This is a genomic window from Gammaproteobacteria bacterium, assembly GCA_009845905.1.
GTDB lineage: Bacteria > Pseudomonadota > Gammaproteobacteria > Steroidobacterales > Foliamicaceae > Foliamicus.
The window spans coordinates 244,228-268,412 of the sequence record VXYS01000003.1; the positions used below are offsets into that span (position 1 = coordinate 244,228).

At 64.5% G+C, this 24,185-nt stretch carries 26 protein-coding genes and 2 tRNA genes; 18 read left to right on the forward strand and 10 right to left on the reverse strand.

Features of this window, described 5'->3' with window-relative positions:
• Positions 1 to 5: 5 nt before the first annotated feature.
• The gene (locus F4036_01195) at positions 6 to 1,124 is read left to right on the forward strand and encodes a hypothetical protein (protein ID MYK36359.1); all 1,119 of its coding nucleotides are present in this window, start codon (positions 6 to 8) and stop codon (positions 1,122 to 1,124) included.
• Positions 1,125 to 1,255: 131 nt separating this feature from the next.
• Positions 1,256 to 1,543 (forward strand): helix-hairpin-helix domain-containing protein, encoded by a 288-nt coding sequence (locus F4036_01200; GenBank protein ID MYK36360.1) that lies wholly within the window; start codon positions 1,256 to 1,258, stop codon positions 1,541 to 1,543.
• 60 nt (positions 1,544 to 1,603) lie between these two features.
• Here F4036_01200 and F4036_01205 read toward each other — a convergent pair whose 3' ends face one another.
• From F4036_01205 to F4036_01220, 4 genes are all read right to left on the reverse strand, one after another.
• Positions 1,604 to 2,902, reverse strand: coding sequence for a mechanosensitive ion channel (locus tag F4036_01205; GenBank protein ID MYK36361.1), 1,299 nt, complete (start codon positions 2,900 to 2,902; stop codon positions 1,604 to 1,606).
• 36 nt (positions 2,903 to 2,938) lie between these two features.
• The gene (locus F4036_01210; GenBank protein ID MYK36362.1) at positions 2,939 to 3,616 is read right to left on the reverse strand and encodes an HAD hydrolase-like protein; all 678 of its coding nucleotides are present in this window, start codon (positions 3,614 to 3,616) and stop codon (positions 2,939 to 2,941) included.
• Positions 3,616 to 3,691: transfer RNA gene (locus tag F4036_01215), tRNA-Asn, on the reverse strand. Before F4036_01215 ends, F4036_01210 begins: the two co-directional genes overlap by 1 nt.
• 32 nt (positions 3,692 to 3,723) lie before the next feature.
• Positions 3,724 to 4,908, reverse strand: coding sequence for a pyridoxal phosphate-dependent aminotransferase (locus F4036_01220; protein MYK36363.1), 1,185 nt, complete (start codon positions 4,906 to 4,908; stop codon positions 3,724 to 3,726).
• Positions 4,909 to 4,978: 70 nt separating this feature from the next.
• Here F4036_01220 and uvrB point away from each other — a divergent pair, with 70 nt between their 5' ends.
• Positions 4,979 to 7,015, forward strand: coding sequence for an excinuclease ABC subunit UvrB (gene uvrB / locus F4036_01225; protein ID MYK36364.1), 2,037 nt, complete (start codon positions 4,979 to 4,981; stop codon positions 7,013 to 7,015).
• A 57-nt stretch (positions 7,016 to 7,072) separates the two neighbouring features.
• Entirely contained in the window at positions 7,073 to 7,807 is a 735-nt protein-coding gene (locus F4036_01230; GenBank protein MYK36365.1) for a DsbC family protein, read from the forward strand.
• A 42-nt stretch (positions 7,808 to 7,849) separates the two neighbouring features.
• Here F4036_01230 and F4036_01235 read toward each other — a convergent pair whose 3' ends face one another.
• The 4 genes from F4036_01235 to F4036_01250 form a co-directional block, all read right to left on the reverse strand.
• Positions 7,850 to 9,493 carry a hypothetical protein gene (locus tag F4036_01235; protein MYK36366.1) on the reverse strand — a complete coding sequence of 548 codons (1,644 nt, stop codon included), beginning with the start codon at positions 9,491 to 9,493 and terminating at the stop codon, positions 7,850 to 7,852.
• Positions 9,494 to 9,817 (reverse strand): ferredoxin family protein, encoded by a 324-nt coding sequence (locus F4036_01240; protein ID MYK36367.1) that lies wholly within the window; start codon positions 9,815 to 9,817, stop codon positions 9,494 to 9,496.
• A gap of 45 nt (positions 9,818 to 9,862) precedes the next feature.
• A complete protein-coding gene (locus tag F4036_01245) occupies positions 9,863 to 10,447 on the reverse strand; it encodes an NUDIX hydrolase (GenBank protein ID MYK36368.1) in 585 nt (194 codons plus the stop codon).
• Between the two features lie 14 nt (positions 10,448 to 10,461).
• A tRNA-Leu gene (locus tag F4036_01250) sits at positions 10,462 to 10,545 on the reverse strand.
• Positions 10,546 to 10,624: 79 nt separating this feature from the next.
• Between F4036_01250 and F4036_01255 the strand changes: the two genes are divergently transcribed.
• The 8 genes from F4036_01255 (at position 10,625) to secF (ending at position 18,249) form a co-directional block, all read left to right on the forward strand.
• On the forward strand, positions 10,625 to 11,218 hold the full coding sequence (locus tag F4036_01255; protein MYK36369.1) for a sigma-70 family RNA polymerase sigma factor: 594 nt from the start codon (positions 10,625 to 10,627) through the stop codon (positions 11,216 to 11,218).
• 10 nt (positions 11,219 to 11,228) lie between these two features.
• The gene (locus F4036_01260) at positions 11,229 to 11,927 is read left to right on the forward strand and encodes a hypothetical protein (protein MYK36370.1); all 699 of its coding nucleotides are present in this window, start codon (positions 11,229 to 11,231) and stop codon (positions 11,925 to 11,927) included.
• A 33-nt stretch (positions 11,928 to 11,960) separates the two neighbouring features.
• Complete coding sequence (locus tag F4036_01265) at positions 11,961 to 12,923, forward strand: PDZ domain-containing protein (protein ID MYK36371.1); 963 nt, start codon at positions 11,961 to 11,963, stop codon at positions 12,921 to 12,923.
• Between the two features lie 9 nt (positions 12,924 to 12,932).
• Positions 12,933 to 13,961: a tRNA preQ1(34) S-adenosylmethionine ribosyltransferase-isomerase QueA gene (gene queA / locus F4036_01270; protein ID MYK36372.1), complete on the forward strand. Its 1,029-nt coding sequence runs from the start codon at positions 12,933 to 12,935 to the stop codon at positions 13,959 to 13,961.
• Positions 13,958 to 15,043 (forward strand): tRNA guanosine(34) transglycosylase Tgt, encoded by a 1,086-nt coding sequence (gene tgt / locus F4036_01275; GenBank protein ID MYK36373.1) that lies wholly within the window; start codon positions 13,958 to 13,960, stop codon positions 15,041 to 15,043. Before queA ends, tgt begins: the two co-directional genes overlap by 4 nt.
• Before the next feature lie 62 nt (positions 15,044 to 15,105).
• Complete coding sequence (gene yajC, locus F4036_01280) at positions 15,106 to 15,438, forward strand: preprotein translocase subunit YajC (GenBank protein ID MYK36374.1); 333 nt, start codon at positions 15,106 to 15,108, stop codon at positions 15,436 to 15,438.
• Between the two features lie 34 nt (positions 15,439 to 15,472).
• Positions 15,473 to 17,311, forward strand: a complete 1,839-nt coding sequence (gene secD, locus F4036_01285; GenBank protein ID MYK36375.1) for a protein translocase subunit SecD — start codon at positions 15,473 to 15,475, stop codon at positions 17,309 to 17,311.
• A gap of 2 nt (positions 17,312 to 17,313) precedes the next feature.
• On the forward strand, positions 17,314 to 18,249 hold the full coding sequence (secF, locus tag F4036_01290; protein MYK36376.1) for a protein translocase subunit SecF: 936 nt from the start codon (positions 17,314 to 17,316) through the stop codon (positions 18,247 to 18,249).
• 3 nt (positions 18,250 to 18,252) lie between these two features.
• On the opposite strand, the gene F4036_01295 is transcribed toward secF, so the two are convergent.
• Positions 18,253 to 19,038 carry an inositol monophosphatase gene (locus tag F4036_01295; protein ID MYK36377.1) on the reverse strand — a complete coding sequence of 262 codons (786 nt, stop codon included), beginning with the start codon at positions 19,036 to 19,038 and terminating at the stop codon, positions 18,253 to 18,255.
• Positions 19,039 to 19,137: 99 nt separating this feature from the next.
• The gene (locus tag F4036_01300; protein ID MYK36378.1) at positions 19,138 to 19,731 is read right to left on the reverse strand and encodes a hypothetical protein; all 594 of its coding nucleotides are present in this window, start codon (positions 19,729 to 19,731) and stop codon (positions 19,138 to 19,140) included.
• Positions 19,732 to 19,831: 100 nt separating this feature from the next.
• Between F4036_01300 and F4036_01305 the strand changes: the two genes are divergently transcribed.
• The 6 genes from F4036_01305 to F4036_01330 are packed head-to-tail and all read left to right on the forward strand — an operon-like array spanning position 19,832 to position 24,182.
• Positions 19,832 to 21,310: a cysteine desulfurase gene (locus tag F4036_01305; protein ID MYK36379.1), complete on the forward strand. Its 1,479-nt coding sequence runs from the start codon at positions 19,832 to 19,834 to the stop codon at positions 21,308 to 21,310.
• Positions 21,311 to 21,338: 28 nt separating this feature from the next.
• Entirely contained in the window at positions 21,339 to 21,662 is a 324-nt protein-coding gene (locus F4036_01310) for an iron-sulfur cluster assembly accessory protein (protein ID MYK36380.1), read from the forward strand.
• The gene (locus tag F4036_01315; protein MYK36381.1) at positions 21,659 to 22,081 is read left to right on the forward strand and encodes a nucleoside-diphosphate kinase; all 423 of its coding nucleotides are present in this window, start codon (positions 21,659 to 21,661) and stop codon (positions 22,079 to 22,081) included. Before F4036_01310 ends, F4036_01315 begins: the two co-directional genes overlap by 4 nt.
• Before the next feature lie 51 nt (positions 22,082 to 22,132).
• The gene (rlmN, locus tag F4036_01320; protein ID MYK36382.1) at positions 22,133 to 23,218 is read left to right on the forward strand and encodes a 23S rRNA (adenine(2503)-C(2))-methyltransferase RlmN; all 1,086 of its coding nucleotides are present in this window, start codon (positions 22,133 to 22,135) and stop codon (positions 23,216 to 23,218) included.
• Positions 23,215 to 23,751 (forward strand): tetratricopeptide repeat protein, encoded by a 537-nt coding sequence (locus tag F4036_01325; protein MYK36383.1) that lies wholly within the window; start codon positions 23,215 to 23,217, stop codon positions 23,749 to 23,751. Before rlmN ends, F4036_01325 begins: the two co-directional genes overlap by 4 nt.
• 17 nt (positions 23,752 to 23,768) lie before the next feature.
• Entirely contained in the window at positions 23,769 to 24,182 is a 414-nt protein-coding gene (locus F4036_01330; GenBank protein MYK36384.1) for a helix-turn-helix domain-containing protein, read from the forward strand.
• Positions 24,183 to 24,185: the final 3 nt, after the last annotated feature.

Genomic DNA, 24,185 nt, shown 5'->3' on the forward strand with positions numbered 1-24,185 from the left:
CCGCCATGCCACCCGATTTTCTTGTGTCGATGGCAGGCGGTCTGATTCTTGCAGCCGCCCTGGGCTACTGGTATGCGCGCTCCGGCGATTCCGGGCGGGGTCTGCACCGGCGGTTCAGGGAATATGCGCAGCAATTGCCGCGGCGCTCGGAAAAGGCCGTAAGCGCCTACCTGGCGCAGGCGGAAGAGGAGAGCAGCGAACCCGGCGCGGCGTTTGAACTGGCCGCCTATTTCCGGTCCGGCGGGGACTGGCGGAGGGCCCTGCAGATTCACGAATCGCTGGCTGCGCGGGAGGATCTCGATGCCGCCACGCGGGCACACGCCGGACTGGAAATCGGCGATGACTACCGGGCAGCAGGAATGCTGGATCGGGCCGAGGAGGCCTACGTCCGCACGGCCGAATACCTGCCCTTGCGCCTGAACGCCCTGGAGCGGCAACTGGGGGTTTGCGAGCAATTGGCCGACTGGGAGCGGGCCGTCGGCGTGGCCGAACAGGTGCGCAGCGAGGACAGCTCGCTGGGATCCAGATTACGTTCCCACTACCTGTGCGAACTGGCGGCGCAGGCCGCGGGGGCAGGGGACATGCGGAGGGCCCGCAGTTATTGGCGCAAAGCGTCGCGGGGGGCCGACGGAAGCGCAAGGCTGCTGGTTGACCCGGCCGTTCTGGACCCGCGCGATCCTCAGCGAAGCCTGGTTCTTGCAGCTTGCAATCCCGAAGCCGCCGTACTGATCCTTCTGGGTCTGGCGGGGCATCATGGATTTGCCGGGCCGCAGATCGACGAACTGCTCGAGGAGCTGGCGGCGGAGCATCCGTCACTGTGTACGGCCGTCGGCTGCGCCCTTCTGATGGAGCCGGAACTCCTGTGCCCCGCCTCGGCCCGGTGCCTGTTTGCCGCACTGGAGGAAAGGTTGCCCGCTTTCGCCGGAATGTATGGAGCGGGCGAGCCCGCGGAGTTCTCGAAGGAATCGCTCAATGCCTTGATCGACGAGTTGGGCGCGGCAAGCGGCGGGCCGCCGCGCTGGCGCTGCACCATCTGCGGACATCAGGATGAAGCGCATGGGTGGCGATGCAATGAATGTGGCGCCTGGGAATCGGCCCGCCTAATCTCGGTTCTTGCGCCCTGATCACCCGAGTACGGCCTAATTCGGCAAACGCGGCCATTTTCCTGCTTTCCCTGCAGCCCCGCGCAAAACAAACTCCTCCGCCGTCTGCGCTCCCCGTTGGAGCGGAGCCTGGCTTAAGAGGAGACGCAAGCATGAACAAATGGATCGTAATGATCGTCGCGGCCCTGGCGCCGGTCTGGGTATTCGGCGGACCGGTGAACGTCAACGAGGCCGATGCCGACACGATAGCCCGCGAGCTGCGGGGCATCGGACCCGCCAAGGCCCGTGCCATCGTCACCTACCGTGAGGAAAATGGCCCATTCGAAACCGTCGAGGACCTGTTAAAAGTTCAAGGTATCGGTCCTAAAGTATTGGAGGATAACAGGAAAGATATTCTCCTGAATGACAAGATAGAAACCGACTCCGGTGATCCTTCGTGATTGCCCGATGATCGCCACCTGACTCTATCCCCCCTCCCTGGTAAAGGGCTTGCGGCAGGTTCATCCTGCCGCTTTTTTTTGGGTCTCGTCGCTCTTGATATGCAAATCGCGCTGCGGATATGGAATCTTGATCCCGTGGTCCCTGTATAGCTGCCAGACTTCCAGTATGACGGCGCTCTTGATGTTCGATACTCCGCTGTCGGCGTCCTGGATCCAGAACCGGATCTCCAGATCGATCGCCGACTCGCCGAAGCCCTTCACCAGACAGCGCGGCTCCGGGTCCTTGAGCACCCGCGGCTGGCTCTTTGCCGCTTCCACGCCCAGCCTTGTGGCTTCTTCGAGGTCGGTGTCGTAGTGCACGCCAATGGGTATGCGCAGGCGTGTATTGGCATCCGAATGCGTCCAGTTGGACACCGGCTCGGTGATCATCGTCTCGTTGGGTATCAGGTGCTCGATCCCGTCGCGCGTAATGATCGATACATAGCGGGCGCCCAGCTTGTTGACCCAGCCGTACGTGTTCTCGACGGTAATCACGTCGCCGGGCTTGATCGATTTGTCCGTCAACAGGATCACACCGCTGATCAGGTTGGAGAAGACCTTCTGCAGTCCGAAACCGATTCCGAAGCCCACCGCGCCGCCGACTACCGCCAGCGCCGTGAGGTCGATGCCCACCGACCCGATGGTGATCAGGATGGCAAATACAAAGAGCGCTATGCGGAGCGACTTGTTGAGCAGTACGCGGCCCGCCGGAGTCAACCAGTCTGCCTCCCGCAACCGCCGCTCCGTAACCCGGGAAGTAAATCCAGCAAGGCTCAGCAGTACCGCCAACAGCAGGGCGGTAGCCAGTACCTGGTAGACGCTGAGGCTGAACTCGCCCAGCGCTAGCGTGAAATTCGGCCCGTCCAGGATCTCGATCGTGGTGCCGAGCAGGTCCCAGATGCTGAGCACCGCCATTCCATAGGCGATGACCGCGGTGATGCGCGAGAGCATGGGATTGCGGATCGCCCTGGACACCAGGCGAACCACGATCCATGCCACGAGCAGGCTGTTAAGGATTTCAAGCAGCCAGGTATCCTGCTGCGCCGCGACGTACAGGCCCAGCAGCAGGCTCAGGAACACCAGCCAGGTCAGGGGCCAGATCAGCGGCTCCAGTATTCGCCGCGCACTTTCCCAGCGCGGGCGGGTTTCGCACCAATCCACGATTGCGGGGTGCATGCGCCGTCTGATCAGCCACGCGCCCAGGCACAGCACAGCCGCAAGCGCAAGCTGCAGCAGACTTTCCTGCAGCGTTACGGCGCTCGGGACAACCGACAGCACAGTGTCCAGGACGGTTTGCAGGAGTCCGTTGAGTTCTTCCACGGAATAGAGCGAGTGCGGCGGCGAGTGCCCGCTATCCTAGCGCGAATTTGGCTCCTTCGGACAAGCTGCCGAAAGATCTGCAAGGATGTGCCACTCTGCGGGAGACTTGAACAGGAGAGATGGATTCTCTCTCTCCAACTCCTCGCGCGAGCCGTAACCCCAGAGTACTCCCGCGGACGCAAGCCCACTGGTATGCGCGGCCGCCAGGTCCACGGACCTGTCGCCGATCATCAATGCATTCCCGGTGATTTTTCCGTCGGCCAGCATCCTCGCAATCTGATGCTCCTTGCGGATCCCGACATCTCCACCGTTGACAAATCGAAACAGACTGTCGAGTTCAAACATCTGCAGTATTCGCTGTGCATAGTCGGCGCGCTTGGAAGTGCAAACGGCCAGGTGCAGGTTCTTCTCGTGCAGGTCAATCAAAGCCTCGCACACTCCCGGATACAGCGCGTTCTCCGAGTATCCGACGGCGGAAAATCGCTCCCTGTACTTGATGACGAGTTGATTGACGAGCTTGCCCGACTCGGTTTCACACAAGGCCGCAAGCGTTTCATCGAGCGGAATGCCGATGAACTTCGCTATCCTGTTCTCGGAGACTTCCTCAAAGCCCAGCGTCTTCAGCGCATGGTTGATCGACCTGGCAATGCCGGTGATCGGATCACTGATAGTTCCATCCAGATCGAACAGGATCAAGGACGGCCGTTCGAAGATGGCTCCCCGGGCCGGACTCGAACCAGCGACCAATTGGTTAACAGCCAACCGCTCTACCTACTGAGCTACCGGGGAAGCGTGGCGCGATTTTAGCCGGATCGGGCGTTTCAGGCGAGTAATCGCCCGATACGGCTGATGGCTTCCTCGAGGTCGTCCATGCCGCAGGCGAAGGAGAACCGCAGATGGCCTTCGGCGCCGAAGGCCGCGCCGGGCACCAATGCGACCTCGGCCTCGGAAAGAATCAGTTCGGCCATCTGCGTGTCGTTCTCCAGGCCCTTGGACTGAATTGCCTCGCGTGCGTCGGCAAAGACGTAGAAGGCGCCCTGCGCCGGAGCGCAGCGCATTCCCGGCAGCGCATTGACGGCCTCGTACATGTACTCGTAGCGCTCCTTGAAGGCGTTGCGCATGGTCGAAAGAATGGACTGGTCGCCTTCCAGCGCCGCGGCGGCGGCCGCCTGCGAGATGCTGCAGGGATTGGAGGTGCTCTGGCTGCACAGTTTGCGCATCGCGTTGACCAGGTCCACGTGGGCCGCCGCGTAGCCGATGCGCCAGCCCGTCATCGCGAAGGCCTTGGATACGCCGTTGATCGTGACGATGCGGTCCTGCATGCCGGTCCAGACCTGGGCCGGCGTCAGCCAAGGTTCGTCACCCCAGTAGATGTGCTCGTAGATATCGTCAGAAACTGCCAGTACCTGCTCATGCGCGGCGAGTACCTCGCCCAATGCTTCGAGCTCGGACCGGGTGAAACTGACGCCCGTTGGATTGTTCGGCGTATTGAAGAAGATCAGCCGGGTACGCTCGGTGATCGCCTCTTCGATCTGCTCCGGCGTCACCTTGTAGCCCGCTTCCAGTCCGGCGGACACGACAATCGGCTCGCCGTCGCACAGCTTGACGATGTCGGGATAGGAGACCCAGTAGGGCGCCAGCACGATGGCCTCGTCGCCGGGGTTCAGCACCGCCGCGCACACGTTGTAGAGGACCTGTTTGGCGCCGGCCCCCACGCTGATCTGGCCGGGTTCGAAGCCGAGCCCGTTATCGCGCTCGAACTTGTTGCAGATGGCCTGCTTCAGGGCCGGAGTGCCGTCGGCCGCGGTGTAGCGCGTGTCGCCGGATTCCATCGCCTGAACCGCCGCGGCGCAAACGTTCTCCGGCGTAGCGAAATCGGGCTCGCCCGCACTCAGGCTGAGCACGTCCCGCCCCGCCGCGCGCATTTCGCGGGCGAGGGACGATACGGCAATGGTGGCTGACGGCTTGACGCGTTGAATACGCTCGGAAAGCTGGACGGTAGTCATGATCGGACTCGCTTGTTTCTGCGGGCCGTATTTTATCGGCGCGCGCCGGCGAAAATGCTACAGTGCCGGCATGAATACGGACCGCTTCGAACTGCAGGCCGATTTCCAACTGGCCGGGGACCAGCCGCAGGCCGTTGAAGGGCTTTGCGAGGGGCTCGATGCGGGCCTGGCGCGCCAGACGCTGCTGGGCGTGACCGGCTCCGGCAAGACCTACACGCTGGCCAGCGTCGTGGACCGCCAGCAGCGCCCTGCGCTGGTGCTGGCGCCCAACAAGACGCTGGCCGCCCAGCTCTACGGCGAGTTCCGGGATTTTTTCCCGAAAAACCGGGTCGAGTACTTCGTTTCGTACTACGACTACTACCAACCCGAAGCGTACGTGCCGTCCACGGACACCTATATCGAGAAGGACGCATCGATCAACCAGCACATCGAGCAGATGCGGCTGTCGGCGACCAAAGCGCTGATGGAGCGCAAGGACACCATCGTGGTGGCCACCGTTTCGGCGATTTACGGCCTGGGCGATCCGGATACCTACTTCCAGATGATCCTGCACCTGGTGCGCGGCGACCGGGTCAATCAACGGGAGTTGCTGCGACGCCTGGCGGACCTGCAGTACACCCGCAACGAGGCGGAGTTGAGGCAGGGCACGTTCCGGGTGCGCGGCGACATTCTCGACGTCTTTCCGGCCGAATCGGAGCGCGAGGCGGTCCGCGTGCAGCTCTTCGACGACGAAGTCGAGGACATCCGCTACTTCGATCCTCTTACGGGCGAAATGGGCCGACGCGTCCCGCGCGTCACCATCTATCCGAAGACGCACTACGTGACGCCGCGTGAGACCCTGGAGGGCGCGGTGGACAAGATCCGGAGGGAGCTCAGGGAGCGCCTGACGATCCTGCGCTCGGAACAGCGGCTTGTGGAGGCGCAAAGGCTGGAGCAGCGCACCCTGTTCGACATCGAAATGATGCTTGAGGTCGGCTATTGCACCGGGATCGAGAACTACAGCCGCTACCTGTCGGGCAGAAACGCCGGCGAACCGCCGCCCTGCCTGTTCGACTACGTGCCGGCCAATTCGCTGCTGTTCGTGGACGAGAGCCACGTGACCCTGCCGCAACTGGGAGGCATGTTCCGCGGCGACCGTTCGCGCAAGGAGACGCTCGTGCAATACGGCTTCCGGCTGCCGTCGGCGCTCGACAACCGCCCTCTTCGGTTCAGGGAATTCGAACGAATCTCGCCGCAGACCATCTACGTTTCGGCGACGCCCGGTCCGTTCGAACACGAACATTCGGACGCGCTGGTAGAGCAGGTCGTGCGCCCGACCGGGCTGATCGACCCGGGTGTGGAGGTTCGCCCCGCGTCACGCCAGGTGGACGACGTGCTGTCCGAGATCGCGCTGCGCGTCGAGCGCAACGAGCGAGTGCTGATCACCACGCTGACCAAGCGCATGGCGGAGGACCTGACGGAGTTCCTCGAGGAGCACGGCGTGCGGGTCCGCTACCTGCATTCCGACATCGATACCGTGGAACGGGTCGAGATCATCCGCGACCTGCGCCTGGGCGCCTTCGACGTGCTGGTGGGCATCAACCTGCTGCGCGAGGGCCTGGACATGCCAGAGGTTTCGCTGGTCGCGATCTTCGATGCCGACAAGGAGGGCTTTCTGCGCTCCGAACGCTCGCTGATCCAGACGATCGGACGTGCGGCCCGCAACCTGAACGGCATGGCCATTCTGTATGCGGACAAGCGCACCGGGGCCATCCGGGGGGCGCTGGACGAAACCAACCGCCGGCGCGGCAGGCAGCTTGCGTTCAACGAGGAGCGGGGCATAGAACCGCGCGGCATCCAGAAGGACGTGCCCGACATCATGGAGGGAGCGGTGGTTCGGGGCCGCAGACGCCGCGGACCCGCGCGCAGGGTGGCGGAACGGGTGTCCGAATATCGGGCCCTGACGCCGGAGCAGGTGATGAAGAAGATCAAGCAGCTCGAAAAACGCATGTATCGGCATGCCCAGGACCTCGAATTCGAGGAGGCGGCGAACCTGCGAGACGAAATCCTGCAGCTGCGGCGCGACGGCCTCGGCATTCCCGATTCGGACCAGGCCCTGGCGTCCTGAGCCTTTCCGGGCCGCAGGCCAAACTATAATTTCGGCTTAGACCATAGAGTGAGGAACATGAAGACGAACCTTCTCAGGCGCATCGCACCGCTGATGCTGCTGCTCGCGCCCATTGGTCTGTACTCCAGCGATTCCGCCGACACCGATGCCGATATCGCTTACCTCAAGGAGAAGTATGCGAACGTGGACGATGTGCGCCCGACGCCGGTGCCGGGCCTGTACGAATTGCAGTTCGGCTACCGAATTGCCTATGTCGATGCAACAGGGCAGTTCGGCTTCCTGGGGTCGGGCGATCTGCAGAACGTGTCCAACGGCGAGAACCTGACCGAATCGCGCCGCGCCGACATGCGCCGCGAGCTGCTCGCGAGTCTGGACGAGTGGGACACGCTGGACTTTCTGCCGGACAGGACCGAGCACGAATTACTCGTCTTCACCGACGTGGATTGCGGCTATTGCCGAAGGCTGCACCAGCAGATGGCCGAATATCACGAACTGGGCATCGGGGTGCGCTACGTGGCTTTCCCCCGCTCGGGACCGGACACCGACAGCTGGACCACGATGCAGTCGATCTGGTGCTCCGACGACCGCCCGGCAGCCCTGACCGTGGCGAAAGCCGGTGGATTCGTGCCCGAGCGGCAGTGCGATTCCGTTTCCGTGGAGCGGCACTTCGAACTGGGACGGGAAATCGGATTGAGCGGCACGCCGGCGCTCCTGACCCCCGGCGGCGAACTGATTCCCGGCTACGTACCGCCCGTTCGCCTGGCCGCGATTCTCAACGAAACCGACGACTGAAGCCCAGGCTAACGCGGTGGGCACAAGGTTTGAGGACGATGCCTAGGGAGCCCGCCTGACCAATAGCGCCTGGCGCTCCGAATCGCCCGAGTCGTCGGTGGCAATCACGTAGTGCGCCTGAGAGGACGAGCTGGCGAAGACGAAGTCCGCGAACCAGCGCCGTTCTCCGGCCGCATCGACCAGCGGCAGATTGAAACGTTCGGCCCGCCGGCCGAATTCGATGTCGTACGTCTGAACGTGATCGGGGGCCCACCCGTCGCGCTCCGCCACCACGTACCATAATCTGCCGTCGGCGCTCGATGATGCCGCGTCGCGAATACGGTCGGTGGCGCTGAAACCTTCAAGCCGCATGGCGAAGATCATGTCCGTTGCGCGATCATCGGTGGCGCGCACGACCACGCCGCACGGCGAGAGGATGAGCTCGCCGTCCGGATCGAACCAGACATTGCCGCAGAACGGGTGATCGCCGTGATAGGGCGAATCGTAGTTGCCGTCGATTGCGCCGGCGACGATCGAATAGCGCTCGAGATCGCTCGGTGAGAGGTCGGTGTTCGCACCGTAGATCTTGGCGCCGGACGGATGCAACCTTGCCCGCATCCGATGGCGCACAAAGTCCTCTACACCCAGTCTGACTGCGCCGGACACCAGGTCCACGCTGTAAATCGAGACCCACTGGCCCGTGTCGGGGAATCCGTGGGCATATCCGTACTCGTCGAGAACGACGTCGCCCAGGCTGGTTGCCACGCTGTGGGTTTCCAGCAGCCGCATTTCGTTCAGGTCGACATGCGATACCGACCCATCGTGGCCCACTGCGGCATACGCTCCATCCGGCGAGACCGAAACCGCCTTGCCGGCTGCCGGCAGTTCGACCGCCGCCCGGTTTCCGTCGGGACGGATCGTCAGGAGTTCTTCTTCGGTCAGCGCGACAATCCGCTCGCCGACGGGATCGAACTCCGCGTCGATGATCGATTCGTCCAGCACAATCACGGTATAGACCGTGACGTCGAAGGACTCGAGCGTCAGGAGCGCGGGCTCGTAACCATCGTCGACTTCCAGTTCGAATACGTAGGTGCCTTGGCTGTCAAAGCGAATCGTCTGCACCGGGCCGTCGTAGACAGTCTGCATGCCGGATTCCGCCGGCAGCTCGACGATTCGCCAGGTGAAACTCAATTCGTGGCCATCCGGGTCGCTCGATCCCTGCGCATCGAGAGATACGTCGGCGCCGACAAGGGCAATCCGGTCGACACTCGCTACATCGACTACGGGCGGTTCGTTGGTGAGGGTTACGGTAACTGTATCGGTGCTTGAGAGCCCGTCCGGGTCGCTCACCTCAAGTTCGAAAACGTATTCCCCGGTCAGCGCGGCGGCGAAGGACGGTTGCGCGCTTGCGGGGTCATCGAGCTCGATAGCGGAAGATTCCGGCTGCGAGCTGACTTCCCACCGATACGTCAGTGTGTCGGCATCCGGATCGCTGCTGCCGGTGGCGTCCAGGGCAACAGGGGAAGACTGGATGACTTGCATGATGTCGTTGCCCGCGTCGGCGACCGGCGCGCGATTGGGCGGAGCGGGAGGTGGCGGGGACGGGGAAGAACCGCCGCCGCAGGCGGACAACAGCAGTGTACCTGTCAGTGCGACGATCCAGGTGAACGGAATGAATGCGGCGCGGGCTACCCGGGCACGGCGCATTCAGCGTTCCAGGTACTGGAGTTTGTCGGGAGTCTCGCGCCAGTCGTCGGCGTCGGGCGGCGGTTCGCCGGCCTCCGTGATGACCGGCCATTCCTGCGACAGTTCGGCGTTCAGCTCCAGGAACTGCTCCTGGCCGGCCGGAATCTCGTCTTCGGAAACGATCGCGTCCACCGGGCATTCCGGCTCGCACAGCGTGCAGTCGATGCATTCCTCCGGATCGATCACGAGCATGTTGGGGCCCTCGTGGAAGCAGTCCACGGGGCAGACTTCCACGCAGTCCATCAGTTTGCACTTGATGCAGCTTTCCAGTACCAGGAAGGTCATTGATCAGTTATTCCGAAGGTTTCCGGCGCCAACCCCTAATGATATTCAATCCGGAGCGCCGGGACGAACCGCATCGAGGACCAGGCCCTTCTCCGGACCTTCCAGGTAGCGGCGCAGGGCGATGATGCCGCTTCGAAAGGCAATGCTGTCGAAGGGAATTTCGTCAGGCGCGAACAGGCGGACGTCGAGCGACTCGACGCCGGGTTCGAATTGGCCGTTTATGACCTCCGCCCTGAAGAAGAAGTGGACCTGGCCCGCTCGCGGCACATCCACGATCGAAAAGAGTTCGCCCAGGCGGACCTCGGCGCAGGCCTCTTCCCGGGTTTCGCGCGACGCGGCTTCCTCCAGGGTCTCGTCGAGTTCCATGAACCCGGCCGGGACGGTCCAGTAGCCCAACCGGGGATCGATGGCCCGCCGGCACAACAGAATGCGCCCCTTGTATTCCGGCACGCAGCCCACCACCGGAATGGGATTGCGGTAATGGATGAAGTTGCATACCGGGCACACTTCCCGCTCCCGGTCTTCGCCTTCCGGGATACGGCGGGTCACGGGCGCGCCGCACTGGCCGCAGAACTTGTTGGGGGGCGCAGGCACAGGGTTTTCCGGAGAGCGTTGGATCGAATGAAGAATCTGAATTCGGGCGGTGCCGGGAGAGAGACTCGAACTCTCACGGGTTTCACCCCGCCGGATTTTGAGTCCGGTGCGTCTACCAATTCCGCCATCCCGGCGCCGGAACGGAAGGATACACTAGTGCGTTGCAACACAGCGCATTGCAACCATCCGTAAGGGAATCGCATCTATCCGAGCATGTCGGGGTTTGCCAACAGGACCATCGATCCGGCATTCGTGCGTGCCGCCCAGCGCGGCGACATGAAGGCGCACGAGATCATTTACCGCCAGTTTGCGGACCCGGTCTATACGCTCGCGCTGCGGATGACGGGGTCGCCGACGGTGGCGGACGACATTCTTCAGGAGAGTTTCGTGGAAGTGCTGCGGGGCATTGCAAAATTCCGGGGAGAGGCCTCTCTGGCCACCTGGATCCGGCGCATCGCCGTCTCGCGCTGCCTGATGCACATGCGCGCCGCCTGGAACCGCCGGCGCCTGCTCTTCTCCGAGATCGTCGGTGACGAAGGAACATACGAAATCCGGGCCAGGGAGGAAACGCCGGAGTTGGCCATGGACCTGGAGGCGGCCCTGGACAGTCTTTCGCCTACGGCCCGCGCGGTCGTATGGCTGCACGACGTGGAGGGATACACGCACAGGGAAATCGGCGACATGATGAATCGCACCAGCAGTTTTTCCAAATCGCAACTGGCGCGCGCCCACAAGCGCCTGCGGGAGCGGCTGGCTCCCGCGGCCGATGCGTCCGCGGCGCCGGTGCGGCAGGCGATGATCGCCTGAAGGAGATCCGATGACAAGCAGTCAAATCGAGAACAGTTCCGTCCAGGGCGGCGGCATTGCCGAGGCCTTGAGGGCACTGCCCCCGAAGAGGGCCCCCGAGGGCGGCTGGCAACGCGTGCTTGACCGGCATGAAGCCCGAACGCAGCTCGATTCCCGCCGTCGGCGCTATTGGGGCGGCGGAATGGCGGCCGCGGCGAGTATTGCGGTCGCCGTGATTGGATTGAGACTGGGCGCAGGCTTCCTTTCGGGGCCGGAGATTGAAACCGATGGCGTCAGCCCCGGCCCGGCAGCGGCGATGTTCGCGGAAGAAGGCGTCTCGCCTTCCTCGAGTGAGGCGCCTCCTGTCTCCCAGGTCGCAACCGGTACGATGGGCGGAATCACGGCGGAACTCGGGCGGCAGCTCGAGCAGATGGACATGGACGCGCTGGTCGCCATCTCGCAGTTTCAGGAGCAGCGCCTGAGATCGCTGCCGCTGTTCGAACCGGCCCGGCCGGGCCGGGTCGTGGAGGTGGGTTCCTTCGGACTCAAGACCGAGCTCGAGGACCAGATTGCGCTGCTGGACGAAGGACTGATCCCGGCTACGCTGAATGCCGGCGATCAGGCGGTTCCCCGCCGATTGCTGCAGGAGCGGGCCCTGCTGATGGAAGACCTTTTTGACCTGCGCCGCGCCGAGGCGGCGGAGGCCGGCTTCATTTACGCCGATTTCTAGCATGTCCGAAAGAGTGGACCGGAGTACCGAATCATGAAAATTCTTGCACTGACGCCAATGTTGATGTTGATGCTGTCCCCCGTCGGGCTCCAGGCGCACCCGCATGAGGGCGGATTACCCGAAGAGCAGTTCGCCGACATGCTCCGTCAGGAGGTCCTGGCCTTGCAGGAGCGCGCCAAGGGAGCACGTCTGGGCATAAGCCTGGGCAATTGGGCCGATGGCCCGGTCGAGGGACTGAACGTGCTGTCGGTATCGCCGGGAGGACCGGCCGATCAGGCGGGATTGCGGGCGGAAGACCTGATGACCTCGATCAATGGGGAATCCCTGGCCGGCCCAAGCGGTGAGCAGTCCTATGAGCACCTTCGCGACATGCTTGCCGAAACCGAGCCGGGCAGTGAAATCTCCATCGGATACCGGCGTGAAGGTGACGACCTTGAAGTTCAGGTCACGACCGACGCGTGGACGCAGATCGTTGCCGGCAGAGACCTCGTGGCGCCTCGCCGTTTCGCCTCGCGGGCCGAGAATTGGGCCCGGAGGCTGGCGAACAGTTTCAGCGGCGGCAACGTGGACGTGGAGGTCGACGTGGATGACGGCGGCGGCCGGGAGCGACGGGCGGTGCGGGTGCGCCGGGGTCCCGCCGAACTTCTGTCTTTCTCCGACATGGCGTGGCGACTGGGCGGTTTGCAGGTCGCCGAATTGACCCCCGCCCTGGGCGAGTATTTCGGCGTTGACGAGGGCCTTCTGGTGGTCCGCGCGCCCGAGAACGAGGACATCGGGCTGGAGGACGGCGACGTGATCCGCAAGATCGGCGGCCGGACGTTCAGGGACGCGCGCCAGGCCACGCGCATACTGCGCTCGTATGAGCCGGGCGAGGAAGTCGAGCTGGAAGTGATGCGGCACAAGCGAAGCCGCACGATCCGTTTCGAGTTGCCGGAGCGCTCCGGCCGGATCACGCGCGGCAATCTGCTCCGCCCACCGGCGCCCGCGGTTCCATAAAATGCGCGCGTGGCGGCTGAAGATTTTTCCTACCACGCGCCCGAGGAACTGATTGCGCAACGGCCTCCTGAGAACAGGGGCGCCAGCCGACTGTTGCACCTTCCGGCCGACGGCGAACCGCGGGACCGGCAGTTCGCGGATCTTCCCCGGTTGCTTGAGCCCGGGGACCTGCTGGTCGTAAACGATACCGCCGTCATTCCGGCGCGCCTGTTCGGGACCAAGAAAAGCGGGGGCAGGGTGGAGATGCTGCTCGAGCGCTTTCTCGATCGGAACCGGGCGCTGGCGCAGTTGCGGGCCAATCGCTCGCCGCGCGCCGGACAGGAACTGGTCTTTGAAGGTGGGGCCACGGCCCGGGTCGCGGGGCGCGAGGACGCCTTCTTCGTGCTCGAATTCGACCGCGACCTCGACGCGCACCTGCACCGCCACGGGCACGTGCCGCTTCCGCCGTATATCCACCGCCCCGACCGGTCGGCGGACCGCGCGGCCTACCAGACGGTGTTCGCCAGGCACGCCGGAGCGGTTGCCGCCCCCACGGCCGGCCTGCACTTCGACGACGCGATGCTGGGCGAACTGGCCGGCCGCGGGGTGGACACCGCGCGAATCACGTTGCACGTCGGCGCGGGGACGTTCAAGCCGGTCACCGCCAGCCAGATACGCGACGGGAAACTGCACCAGGAACGCATGCAGGTGTCCGGAGAAGCATGCCGGAGGATCAGGGCGTGCCGGCGCCGGGGCGGGCGAGTCTGTGCGGTCGGCACCACCGTGACGCGCGCGCTGGAGACGGCGGCCTCGAGCGGCGAAATCGAGCCGTTTCACGGTGAGACGCGGCTGTTCATCATGCCCGGGTTCGAGTTTCGCGTGGTGGACATGCTGGTCACGAACTTTCACTTGCCGGGGTCCTCGCTGCTGATGCTGGTGTGCGCGTTTGCTGGCCGGCAACGCATGCTCGACGCATACGGGCATGCCGTAGACGAGCGTTACCGCCTGTTCAGTTACGGCGATGCAATGCTTCTGGAGAAGTCGGGGCGGGGCACATGAAGTTCTCGGTGATCGCTACTTCCGGCGGTGCCCGGCGGGGCCGGCTCGAACTGGCCCGCGGCACGGTCGGCACGCCTGCGTTCATGCCGGTAGGGACCTACGGCGCGGTGCGCGCCGTGTCGGTGGAAGACCTGCAAGACCTGGGCGCGGACATCATCCTCGCCAACGCCTTTCACCTGATGCTGCGCCCCGGCGCGGAGCTGGTCGAAGAACTTGGCGGCCTGCACGAGTTCGGCCGCTGGCAGGGACCGATACTGACCGATTCCGGTGGCTTTCAGGCATTCAGCCTCGCCGGGGGCAAGGGGATCAGCGAGGACGGACTGAAACTGCGCTCGCCGATCGACGGCGCGGAGGTGCACCTGGACCCCGAGACCTGCATGCGGGTCCAGGCGCAGCTCGGCAGCGATATTCAGATGGTCCTGGATGAGTGCACGCAGTATCCCGCCGGCCACTCCGAGGCGCGCGCATCGATGTTGCGTTCGATGCGATGGGCGGCGCGAAGCAAGACGGCTTTCAGCACGGCCGACGGCGCAGCCGTCTTCGGGATCGTTCAGGGGGGCATGCACCACGATCTCCGGCGTGAGTCGCTTGAGCGGCTCGAGGAACTGGATTTCCCCGGCCTGGCCATCGGCGGATTGTCGGTAGGGGAAAGCGCCAGTCTTCGCAATGCCGTGCTCGCGGAACTGGTCCGGCGCATGCCCGAGGGCAAGCCGCGCTACCTGATGGGGGTGGGCAAACCGGAAGACATCGTCGATTCCGTGCGCCTGGGCGTGGACATGTTCGATTGCGTCATGCCCACGCGCAATGCGCGCAACGGCCAGCTCTTCACCCGCAAGGGGCCGATACGCATCCGCAACCGGCAATACCGCAAAGACTCCCGGCCGATCGATCCCGGATGCGAGTGCCTTACATGCCGCAACTACAGCCGCGCCTACCTGCGGCACCTGGACGCCTGCGGCGAGACCCTGGGACTGCGCCTGAACTCGCTGCACAACCTGCACTTCTACCTGGACCTGATGCGCCGCCTGCGCGAAGCCATAGACGCCGGCACCCTCGACACCTTCTCCCCCTACGACTCGTGATCGAAGCGCGCGCTGTGCGATAATTTACGGTCAGGAATGAGCCACAAACGGACCCACCCGTCATGCTTCTCGACATACTGATTTCTCCCGCCTGGGCCCAGCAGGGCGGCGAAGGCCCGAGCATGCTGCCGATGATCTTCACGATGGTGCTGATCTTCGCGGTCATGTATTTCATGGTGATTCGCCCGCAGAGCAAGCGCAACAAGGCCCACCGCGCGCTGGTGGCCGGGCTGTCGGAAGGCGACGAGGTGCTGGCCTCGGGCGGCATCGTAGGCCGAATTACCGGCCTCGCCGAGCAGTTCGTTACGCTGGAGGTGGCCAGCGACGTGCAGGTCAAGGTGCAACGGCAAAGCGTGAGCGCGGTATTGCCCAAGGGCACGATCAAGGGCATTTGAACCACGAAAGCGGCGCGCCGGCGCCGTTGCGCGCATGAATCGCTATCCTCTATGGAAGAACCTGCTGGTGCTGATCGCCGTGGTCGGCGGCGGGCTGGTTGCGCTGCCGAATATTTACGGCGACGACCCCGCGGTGCTGATCTCGCGCGAAGACCAGGGGGCGATCAGCGAAATGGAGGCCGACTCCGCCCGCCGGGCGCTGGCCGTGGCCGGCTTTGAAATCCTTGGCGCAAGGACGCGCGGCAACTCGCTGCTGATCCGGTTCGATTCGGTGGAAGCGCAGTTGAGCGCAAGGGACCTGCTGGTGGAGCAGCTCGGGCCGGGTTATATCCTTGCGCTGGACCTCGTGCCCCGAACGCCGGACTGGATTGCGGCGCTGGGTCTGAGGCCGATGAGCCTCGGGCTGGATCTGCAGGGCGGCGTCCACTTCCTGTTCGAGGTGGACACCGATTCGGTCGTGACCAAGCGTGTCGAGGGCTACGCCGACGATTTCAGCCGCCGGCTGCGCGAAGATGGAATCCGGCGCACGGTGCAGCCCCTGGATGGCGTCGTGCGGGTCGAATTGCGCCGCCGCGAGGACCTGGAACGGTCGGAAGACCTGCTCACGGAGATTGAACCCGATCTCGAATACGATTCGGGCTTTGACGGTGAAGGGGCCTGGATCACCGCCACGCTGGGCGAGGCGCGTCTGAGGGAGCTGCGCGACAACGCCGTCAGCAAGAACATCACGATACTGCGCAACCGCGTGAACGAACTGGGGGTGGCGGAACCGCTGGTACAGCGCCAGGGCCTGGGACGCATCGTCGTGCAGCTGCCGGGCGTGCAGGATCCGGCGCAGGCTTCGCGGATTCTGGGGTCCACCGCCACCGTGGAGTTCCGGATCACCTGCTACGAAGAGAACGCACTGGAGGCCGACCGGCTGGGGCGCGCGCCTCTGGGCTGCGAGTTGCAGTATCACACGGACGGGCGGCCGATCCTCCTGCGACGCGCCGTGATCGCCGATGGCGGTCAGCTGGTGGATGCGCGGCAGGGGTTCGACGAAAACGGCCAGCCCGCCGTGCACGTCAACCTGGCGGCGCGCGGAGCGGACGCGATGCTGGAAGCCACCCAGGAAAACCTGAACCGTCCGATGGGCGTACTGTTCATCGAGACCAAGCGCGAATGGGACGACCGGGGCGAACCCGTAACGCGGGAAGAGAAAACGGTGATCAGCGACGCCATTATCCGGGGCGTGTTCTCCAGCCGCTTCCAGATCACCGGGCTGAACGTCGTGGAGGCGCGCGACCTGGCGCTGCTGTTGCGCGCCGGCGCGCTTGAGGCGCCTATCTTCAAGGTCGAGGAGCGAACCGTGGGGCCATCACTCGGCCAGGACAACATCGACCAGGGCCTGCGCGCCATTCTCGTGGGCCTGATGCTGGTGGTGCTGTTTATCAGCGTCTATTACCGCGTGTTCGGCATGATCGCGACGATGGCGCTGGCCGCCAACATGGTTCTGATCGTGGCGTTGCTGTCGTTGCTGCAGGCCTCGCTGACGCTCCCCGGGATTGCCGGCATCGTTCTGACGGTGGGCATGGCGGTGGACGCCAACGTGCTGATCTTCGAGCGCATCCGCGAGGAGCTGCGCAATGGCAATTCGCCGCAGGCCAGCATCCGGGCCGGCTACGAGAAGGCCCTGGTGACGATCGCCGACGCCAACATCACCACGCTCATCGCGGCGATCGTGCTGTTTACCTTCGGCACCGGACCGATCAAGGGTTTCGCGATCACGCTGTCGCTGGGCATCCTGATGTCCATGTTTACCGCCATCGTGGGAACCCGGGCGGTGGTCAATCTCGTTTACGGCAGGCGGCGCCTGAGCAGGCTGGCGGTGTAGCGATGGAAATGCTGCGTCTGCGCCGCGAAATCGACTTCTTCGGCCAACGCCGGATCGCCACGATTCTGTCCGTGATACTGGTGCTCGTTTCCCTGGGTTCGCTGGCGACGCGGCAGCTCAACCTGGGCATCGATTTCACCGGCGGCGTCCTGCTGGAAGCCGGCTACCAGGCGGACGCCGACCTCGGAGCCATTCGATCGGACCTGGAGGGCGCCGGTTACGCCGACGCGCAGGTGCAGAACTTCGGCGCGGCCCGCGACGTGCTGATTCGGATTCCGCCGCGCGAGGACATCGATGCGGAGGGAGTGGGCGAGGAGTTGCTGAGCGTCCTGCGCGCCGGCGGCGAACAGGTGGAACTGCGCCGCGTCGAGTTCGTGGGGCCGCAGGTGGGCCAGGAACTGACCGAGCGCGGCGGCCTGGCGGTTCTTTTCGCCTTGCTGATGATCCTGCTTTACGTCATGTTCCGTTTCCAGTGGAAATTCGCCGTCGGTTCGGTGGCGGCGCTGGCGCATGACGTGATCATCATCCTCGGCATCTTCTCGGTATTCCGGTTGCCGTTCGATCTGACCATTCTTGCGGCGGCGCTGGCCGTGATCGGCTATTCCCTCAACGACACGATCGTCGTGTTCGACCGCATACGCGAGAATTTCCGAAGAATCCGCACGAGCGACGCGCAAGCGGTGATGAACACGTCCGTGAACCAGATGCTCGGCCGCACCGTCATCACCAGCCTGACCACGCTGCTGGTCCTGATTGCGTTGTTCCTGTTCGGAGGCGAGGCCCTGAAGGGGTTCTCGTCGGCCCTGATCATCGGCGTCGTGGTAGGAACCTACTCCTCCATTTACGTCGCCGGGAATACCGCGCTGGCGCTCAATGTGACCACGGTGGACCTGCTGCCGCCGAAGAAGGAAACCGCCAACGACGGGGCCGTGACCTGAGCGTTATCCGAAGGACTTGTCGAACAGCTTTCTGAGCTCCGCATACACCTTGGGCGTGCCCGCCAGCACATGGCCCGTCTCCATGCAGTCGGTGTCCGGTTCCAGTCCCGAAATCCAGCCTCCCGCCTCCTCGATCAGCAGGGCCCCGGCCGCGATGTCCCAGGGCTTGAGTCCGAATTCCCAGAAGCCGTCCAGGCGCCCCGCCGCGACGTAGGCCAGGTCCAGCGCCGCCGCGCCGGGACGCCGCACTCCGGAGGTGTGGCGCATCACCTGGCGCAGCATGCGCATATAGACGTCCACCCATTGCAGGTTGCGGCGATAGGGGAATCCGGTTCCGATCAGGCTTCCGGCAAGGGTCTCCTGGCGGCTGGCCCGTATGCGCCGCTCGTTCATCCGCGCTCCTCCTCCGCGCGTGCAGGTGAACATTTCCTGCCGCATCGGGTCGTAGACCACGCCGAGCTGCAGTTCGCCCCTTCGCCGCAATGCCAGGGACACGCAGAAAACCGGAAAGCGATGGATGTAGTTGGTGGTGCCGTCGAGCGGGTCGATGATCCACTCGTACTCGCTGGCGCCGCTGGCGCCCCCCTCCTCGCCGAGAAACGCGTGGTCGGGGTAGCCGGTGCGAATGTGCTCGACGATGATCCGTTCGGCAGCCTCGTCGACTTCCGTCACGAGTTCGTTGGGACTCTTGCTGCGCACCGTCAGCTGCTCGATACGGTCGGCGTAGCGCAGGGCCATGTCGCCGGCCCGCCGGGCGGCGGCGGTCGCGGTATTGAGCAGGGGCATCATCGTGCGGAACCGGGAATTACGAGGGAGGGATCGCTGCTGAGGGATACGCGCCCATACCGGCCGGAGCCGGCGGGGCGGTGGAACGGCGTTCTCAGGGTATCAGGCGGAGGCGGCAAGCGGCGGGCCGGCCAGGGGAGCGTGCAAGTCGTTTGAGGCAATAACCGACAATTCCTGGTAGTGGCCAATCTTCATGGGGAATTCCTCAAGCGTATGCGGATGCCACATGCGCCGAGGAAGGTAGTCCAGATCGCCGCCATAGACGTGCAGCGCGATGGCCGGCTCGTCGGTCGCGCATTCCGCCACGTGGATCGTATCGTCGTTCATCCGGAAGATCGAACCGGGCTTGAGCATCACTTCCCCCGTCCTGGCCAGCCCGTGCCGGCCGCAGCGCCGGTACAGGACGTTTCGTTCGCTGCCGCTGAGCATCAGGATCGCCGCCCAGGTTGCATGATCATGCGGCGGGGTGCGCAGGCCGGGGCAGAAGCAGACGCGCATCATCAACAGGTTGGGTGACCGGTAGAAGATCTGGCGGTCGGGAGTGTCCGTTTCCTCGCCGCAGCCGCAGAAATCCAGCGCTTCGTGAACGTCGTCGAGCCGCTCGCGCAACCCGCTCAGCATGCCGTGCATGGCGGCGCCGGGGTTCGGTTCGTTCGCGGCCCTGGCTCCCCGCTCTACGAGATCGAAAACCTGCAAGCTGGTTCTCCGCTGGTTGTCCTGTCCCGGAACCCTATTCTAATCCGATCCAGTTGGTATCCTAAAGCCTCGTTTGCCGATATTGCGCCGTGATTGACTGATGCCTCCCGCCGCGCCGATATACATGGACTACGCCGCCTCCGCGCCGGTGGATCCTCGCGTGGCCGAAGGCATGAGCGTACTGCTCGCGGCCGGGCCTCACGCAAACCCTTCCGCGCAGCACGCAGGCGGGATCGAGGCCGGGAAACTGATCGCGGAATCGGCGGCGCAGGTGGGCGCCCTGGTGGGGCTTTCGGGCGAGGAGGTCATCTTTACCTCCGGCGCGACCGAGTCCATCGGGCTGGGAGTGATCGGCGCAGCCCGCTATCGATCGCGGCACGGGCGCCACGTCATAACCGGCCTGAGCGAGCATCCGGCGGGGCTCAAGTCCTGCATGGCATTGCGGAACGAGGGCTTTGACGTGACCTGCCTCGAACCGGATTCGCGTGGCGTAGTCACGGGCGAGGCCCTGCGCTCCGCCCTGCGCCCCGACACCGTGCTCGTGTCGCTGATGCACGTGAACAACGAAATCGGCGTCGTGCAGGATGTCGCGGAATTCGGCAGTCTCTGCGCGGAGCATGGTGCCTGGCTGCATGTCGATGCGGCGCAGAGCGCAGGCAAGCTTCCGCTGGACATGCGCCGGCAGCGCATCGACCTGCTGTCCCTTACGGCGCACAAGATATGCGGCCCGAAGGGAGCAGGGGCCTTGTGCATCAATCGCGAGCGAATCCCGCGCATCGAACCGCTGTTTTTCGGCGGAGGACAGCAACGCTCGCTGCGTCCCGGGACCCTGCCGACCCACCAGGTCGCCGGGTTGGGGACCGCCTGCGAGATAGCCGGCAAGGCCATGGAGTCGGAGGGTTTGCGGGTAGGCGCGCTGCGCGAGCGGTTATGGCGGGGCTTAAGTAAAGCCGGGGGCGTTGTACGGAACGGAGCGGGCGCGGAGCTGGCGCCCGGGATCCTCAGCGTCAGCGTGGAAGACGTCGAAGGCAGCAGCCTGGCGAATGCGCTTGAAGGGGTTGTTTTCTCGCTGGGGTCGGCCTGTTCCAGGGCGCAGGACGAGCCGTCCGCCATTCTGCGTTGCCTTGGGCGATCCCTGCTTCTGGCCGGGAGCACGATCCGGTTCAGCGTGGGGCGCTTCAGCACCGAGCGGGAGGTCGACCAGGTCAGCGCGATATTCGAAAGAGCAGTTGCCGGTTTGCGCGCTCTGTCGGACGAACGGCCGGCTTTGGGGGACGGCCCGGGATACGTCACCCGGGGTGAAGCGGGGCGGCGCAACGTCGGCGACTGGATACGCCTGGAGGCGCGCTGGGATCGGAACGAGGCGATCGAGACGGCATTTCGCGTGTTGGGGCCGCCGATACTGGCAGCCGCCGCCCGCGACGGCGCGACGGCGCTGAAATCGGCAGGCCGGCAATTGGCGGTGGACGAATGGAACAAGCGGCTGAACGACGACCTCAAGCCGCCGCCGGAGGCGCGCTCGCTGCTGCTCCGCGCGCGTGACGCCTTGCAAGCCTGCCTGCGGGGCGGGGATAATTGATTGCCTGGAATGACTGTGAGGTAGAACCATGAGCTTGCGCCTTACATCTCGCGCCGAAGCCAGGGTGCTGGAATACCTGCAGCGCCGCGGCAGCGGCGTCGGCTTGCGGGTGGGCGTTACGGAGACCGGGTGCTCCGGGTATTCGTACGTGCTGGATTACGCCGACGAGGTGGGACGGGACGACGTGGTGATGCGTCAGAACGAACTGAACATCGTCGTGGCGCGCGAGAGCCTGCCGCTGCTGGAAGGGACCGAAGTGGACTTCGTGCAGAAGGACCTGAACGAGCAGTTCGTCTTCACCAATCCTAACGCGACCGGCGAATGCGGATGCGGCGAAAGCTTCACCGTATGAGTCAGCGCACCCTTTCGATCATCAAGCCGGACGGCGTTGCGCGCGGCCTGATCGGAGAAATATACAAGCGGTTCGCGGACGCGGGACTCAAGATCATTGCCGCCCGAATGCTGCACCTTGACGACCAGCAGGCCCGGGATTTCTACCGGGTGCATTGCGAACGCCCGTTCTACGACGACCTTGTGACCTACATGACCTCCGGCCCCATCATGGTCCAGGTCCTGGAAGGCGAAGATGCGATTGACCGCAATCGCGAGTTGATGGGCGCCACGAATCCGGCCGATGCCGCCGGGGGAACGGTACGCGCGGACTTCGGCGAGAGCGTGGAGCGCAATGTGGTTCACGGGTCGGACGGCCCCGGGACGGCCGGAGAAGAAATCGACTTTTTCTTCCGGGGCGCCGAACTGCATCCGCACTAAGTGTTGTGAGAAACAACACCTGGCCCGGCCTGCGGGCGTGACGCGACTCCAGTGAACAGGGAAGCGGGCGCCGTTTCACTGTTGGGTTTGCCGCGCGGCGAACTGGAGGAGTGGTTCGTGTCGCGGGGCGAGGCGGCGTTCCGCGCCCGCCAACTCATGCGGTGGCTCTACCACCGCGGCGAACTGGAGCCGCGCAGGATGACGGACATGACGCTGACGCTGCGCGAATCGCTGGGGCGGACGGCCGGCCTGGTCCTTCCGGACGTGCTGAAGCTTGAGCGCTCGGCGGACGGTACGCGCAAGTGGCTGCTGGACGCGGGCGGCGGGCAGGTCATCGAGACGGTCTTCATTCCCGAACGCACACGCGGCTCTCTCTGCGTATCCTCGCAGGTCGGCTGTGCGGTCAACTGCCCGTTCTGCGCAACCGGCCAGATGGGATTCAACCGGAACCTGAGCGCCGCCGAAATCGTTGCCCAGGTCCTGGTCGCGCGTCGGGAACTCGACGACGGGGAGAACGCCATCACCAATATCGTGTTCATGGGGATGGGGGAGCCGTTGGCGAATTTCCGCGAGGTCGTGCGCGCCGCGTCGGTGTTTGTCGATCACCTGGGCCTGGGACTCTCTCGGCGACGCGTAACCCTGAGCACCAGCGGCATTACGCCGCGTATCCGCAAGCTCGCGGCGGTGTCCCGCGTCGCCCTGGCCCTGTCGCTGCATGCGCCGGACGACGAACTGCGCAACTTCCTGGTCCCGCTCAACAAGCGCTACCCCATTGGACCATTGCTCGATGCCTGCTGGAACTATGCGCGGGAGACGGAGAGCCGTGAAATCACGTTCGAGTACGTGATGCTGGACGGCGTCAATGACCAGCCCCACCAGGCCAGGGCGTTGGCAAAACTGCTTCGGGACCGGCCGGCCAAGCTGAATCTCATACCCTACAATCGGGTCGAAGGCGCCCCGTTCAAGTGTTCGCCACGCGACGCGATCGACCGCTTCCGCCAGGTTCTGCTCGACGCCGGCATCATGACCATCACGCGCAAGACCCGCGGCGACGACATCGACGCTGCCTGTGGCCAGTTGCGGGGGACGGTGCTGAACGGCAGGAGCGTTCCGGCCGGAATGAGCGCGCGGGCATGAGGCTGCTGTGGTTCATGGCCGCCGCCCTGCTGACGGCCGGATGCCAGGCGGGCCTGAATGCCGGTCCGGACGCGTCGGCATTGAACCTCGAACTGGGCGCGGCGTACCTTGCCCAGGGCCGACTGGAACTGGCTCGCGACAAGCTCCTGCGGGCCACGCGGCAGGATCCCGATTCATCGGAGGCCCACCGCGTTCTTGGAATGGCCTATGAGCGCCTTGAAGATCAGGAACGGGCCGGGCTGCATTACCGGCACGCGGTCCGGTTGGCGCCGCGCGATGTCGAGGCGCTCAACAGCCTGGGCGTTTTCCAGTGCCGCCGGGCCGGAATGCCGCGGGAGGGCCTAAAGTTGCTTGAACGGGCTGCCCGGGAAGCTGTCGGAATTCGCCGCGCGGCCGTCTACGTGAACTCTGGCATGTGCGAACTGCCGCTGAACAGGGAGGGCGCGGAGGATTGGTTTCGGCGCGCGCTGGCGATCGATCCCCTTCATGTCGAGGCACAATTGCTGCTGGAGCGGCTAGTAGCGCAGAATTGATCAGGAGAATTGTTGAGATGGCAGAAACGACCCAGAATCCGACCGGTTCCTACGGCGAGCGGCTGCAATCCGCCCGCCGGGCTCAGATGATCACGGTTGAGGATGTCGCCCAGGAGCTTCGGCTGTCGACCGATGCCGTGAGCGCACTGGAGGCAGGTCAGATCGAGATGTTCGGCGCCCATGCTCACGTTGTGGGTCATTTGCGCTGTTACTGCAAGCTTCTCAAGATCAACGCGGAAGAGCTGATATCCGACTACCGGCGCAAGTACCCGGATTGGGACCGCCTTCCCGCCAAAGTCGGCCTGGCGCCTTCCCGGGTCCAGCGCTGGGGTCGGCTGAAGCTGGTTACGTGGATCCTGGTCGCTACGGCGTTGTGCCTGATCGCCTATCAATTCTGGGGCGACATGGTGCTTGGCTGGTTCTCGGACTGATTC

Excerpts from the sequence above, each read along its gene's own strand:
- F4036_01295 (MYK36377.1), bottom strand. The coding sequence starts at position 19,038 with ATGATGCCCCTGCTCAATACCGCGACCGCCGCCGCCCGGCGGGCCGGC.
- F4036_01240 (MYK36367.1), bottom strand. The coding sequence starts at position 9,817 with ATGACCTTCCTGGTACTGGAAAGCTGCATCAAGTGCAAACTGATGGAC.
- F4036_01230 (MYK36365.1), top strand. The coding sequence starts at position 7,073 with ATGAAGACGAACCTTCTCAGGCGCATCGCACCGCTGATGCTGCTGCTC.
- secF (MYK36376.1), top strand. The coding sequence starts at position 17,314 with ATGGAAATGCTGCGTCTGCGCCGCGAAATCGACTTCTTCGGCCAACGC.
- F4036_01220 (MYK36363.1), bottom strand. The coding sequence starts at position 4,908 with ATGACTACCGTCCAGCTTTCCGAGCGTATTCAACGCGTCAAGCCGTCA.
- tgt (MYK36373.1), top strand. The coding sequence starts at position 13,958 with ATGAAGTTCTCGGTGATCGCTACTTCCGGCGGTGCCCGGCGGGGCCGG.
- F4036_01315 (MYK36381.1), top strand. The coding sequence starts at position 21,659 with ATGAGTCAGCGCACCCTTTCGATCATCAAGCCGGACGGCGTTGCGCGC.
- F4036_01330 (MYK36384.1), top strand. The coding sequence starts at position 23,769 with ATGGCAGAAACGACCCAGAATCCGACCGGTTCCTACGGCGAGCGGCTG.
- F4036_01325 (MYK36383.1), top strand. The coding sequence starts at position 23,215 with ATGAGGCTGCTGTGGTTCATGGCCGCCGCCCTGCTGACGGCCGGATGC.
- F4036_01235 (MYK36366.1), bottom strand. The coding sequence starts at position 9,493 with ATGCGCCGTGCCCGGGTAGCCCGCGCCGCATTCATTCCGTTCACCTGG.
- F4036_01260 (MYK36370.1), top strand. The coding sequence starts at position 11,229 with ATGACAAGCAGTCAAATCGAGAACAGTTCCGTCCAGGGCGGCGGCATT.
- F4036_01255 (MYK36369.1), top strand. The coding sequence starts at position 10,625 with ATGTCGGGGTTTGCCAACAGGACCATCGATCCGGCATTCGTGCGTGCC.
- F4036_01265 (MYK36371.1), top strand. The coding sequence starts at position 11,961 with ATGAAAATTCTTGCACTGACGCCAATGTTGATGTTGATGCTGTCCCCC.
- F4036_01200 (MYK36360.1), top strand. The coding sequence starts at position 1,256 with ATGAACAAATGGATCGTAATGATCGTCGCGGCCCTGGCGCCGGTCTGG.
- F4036_01310 (MYK36380.1), top strand. The coding sequence starts at position 21,339 with ATGAGCTTGCGCCTTACATCTCGCGCCGAAGCCAGGGTGCTGGAATAC.
- uvrB (MYK36364.1), top strand. The coding sequence starts at position 4,979 with ATGAATACGGACCGCTTCGAACTGCAGGCCGATTTCCAACTGGCCGGG.
- secD (MYK36375.1), top strand. The coding sequence starts at position 15,473 with ATGAATCGCTATCCTCTATGGAAGAACCTGCTGGTGCTGATCGCCGTG.
- F4036_01305 (MYK36379.1), top strand. The coding sequence starts at position 19,832 with ATGCCTCCCGCCGCGCCGATATACATGGACTACGCCGCCTCCGCGCCG.
- yajC (MYK36374.1), top strand. The coding sequence starts at position 15,106 with ATGCTTCTCGACATACTGATTTCTCCCGCCTGGGCCCAGCAGGGCGGC.
- F4036_01195 (MYK36359.1), top strand. The coding sequence starts at position 6 with ATGCCACCCGATTTTCTTGTGTCGATGGCAGGCGGTCTGATTCTTGCA.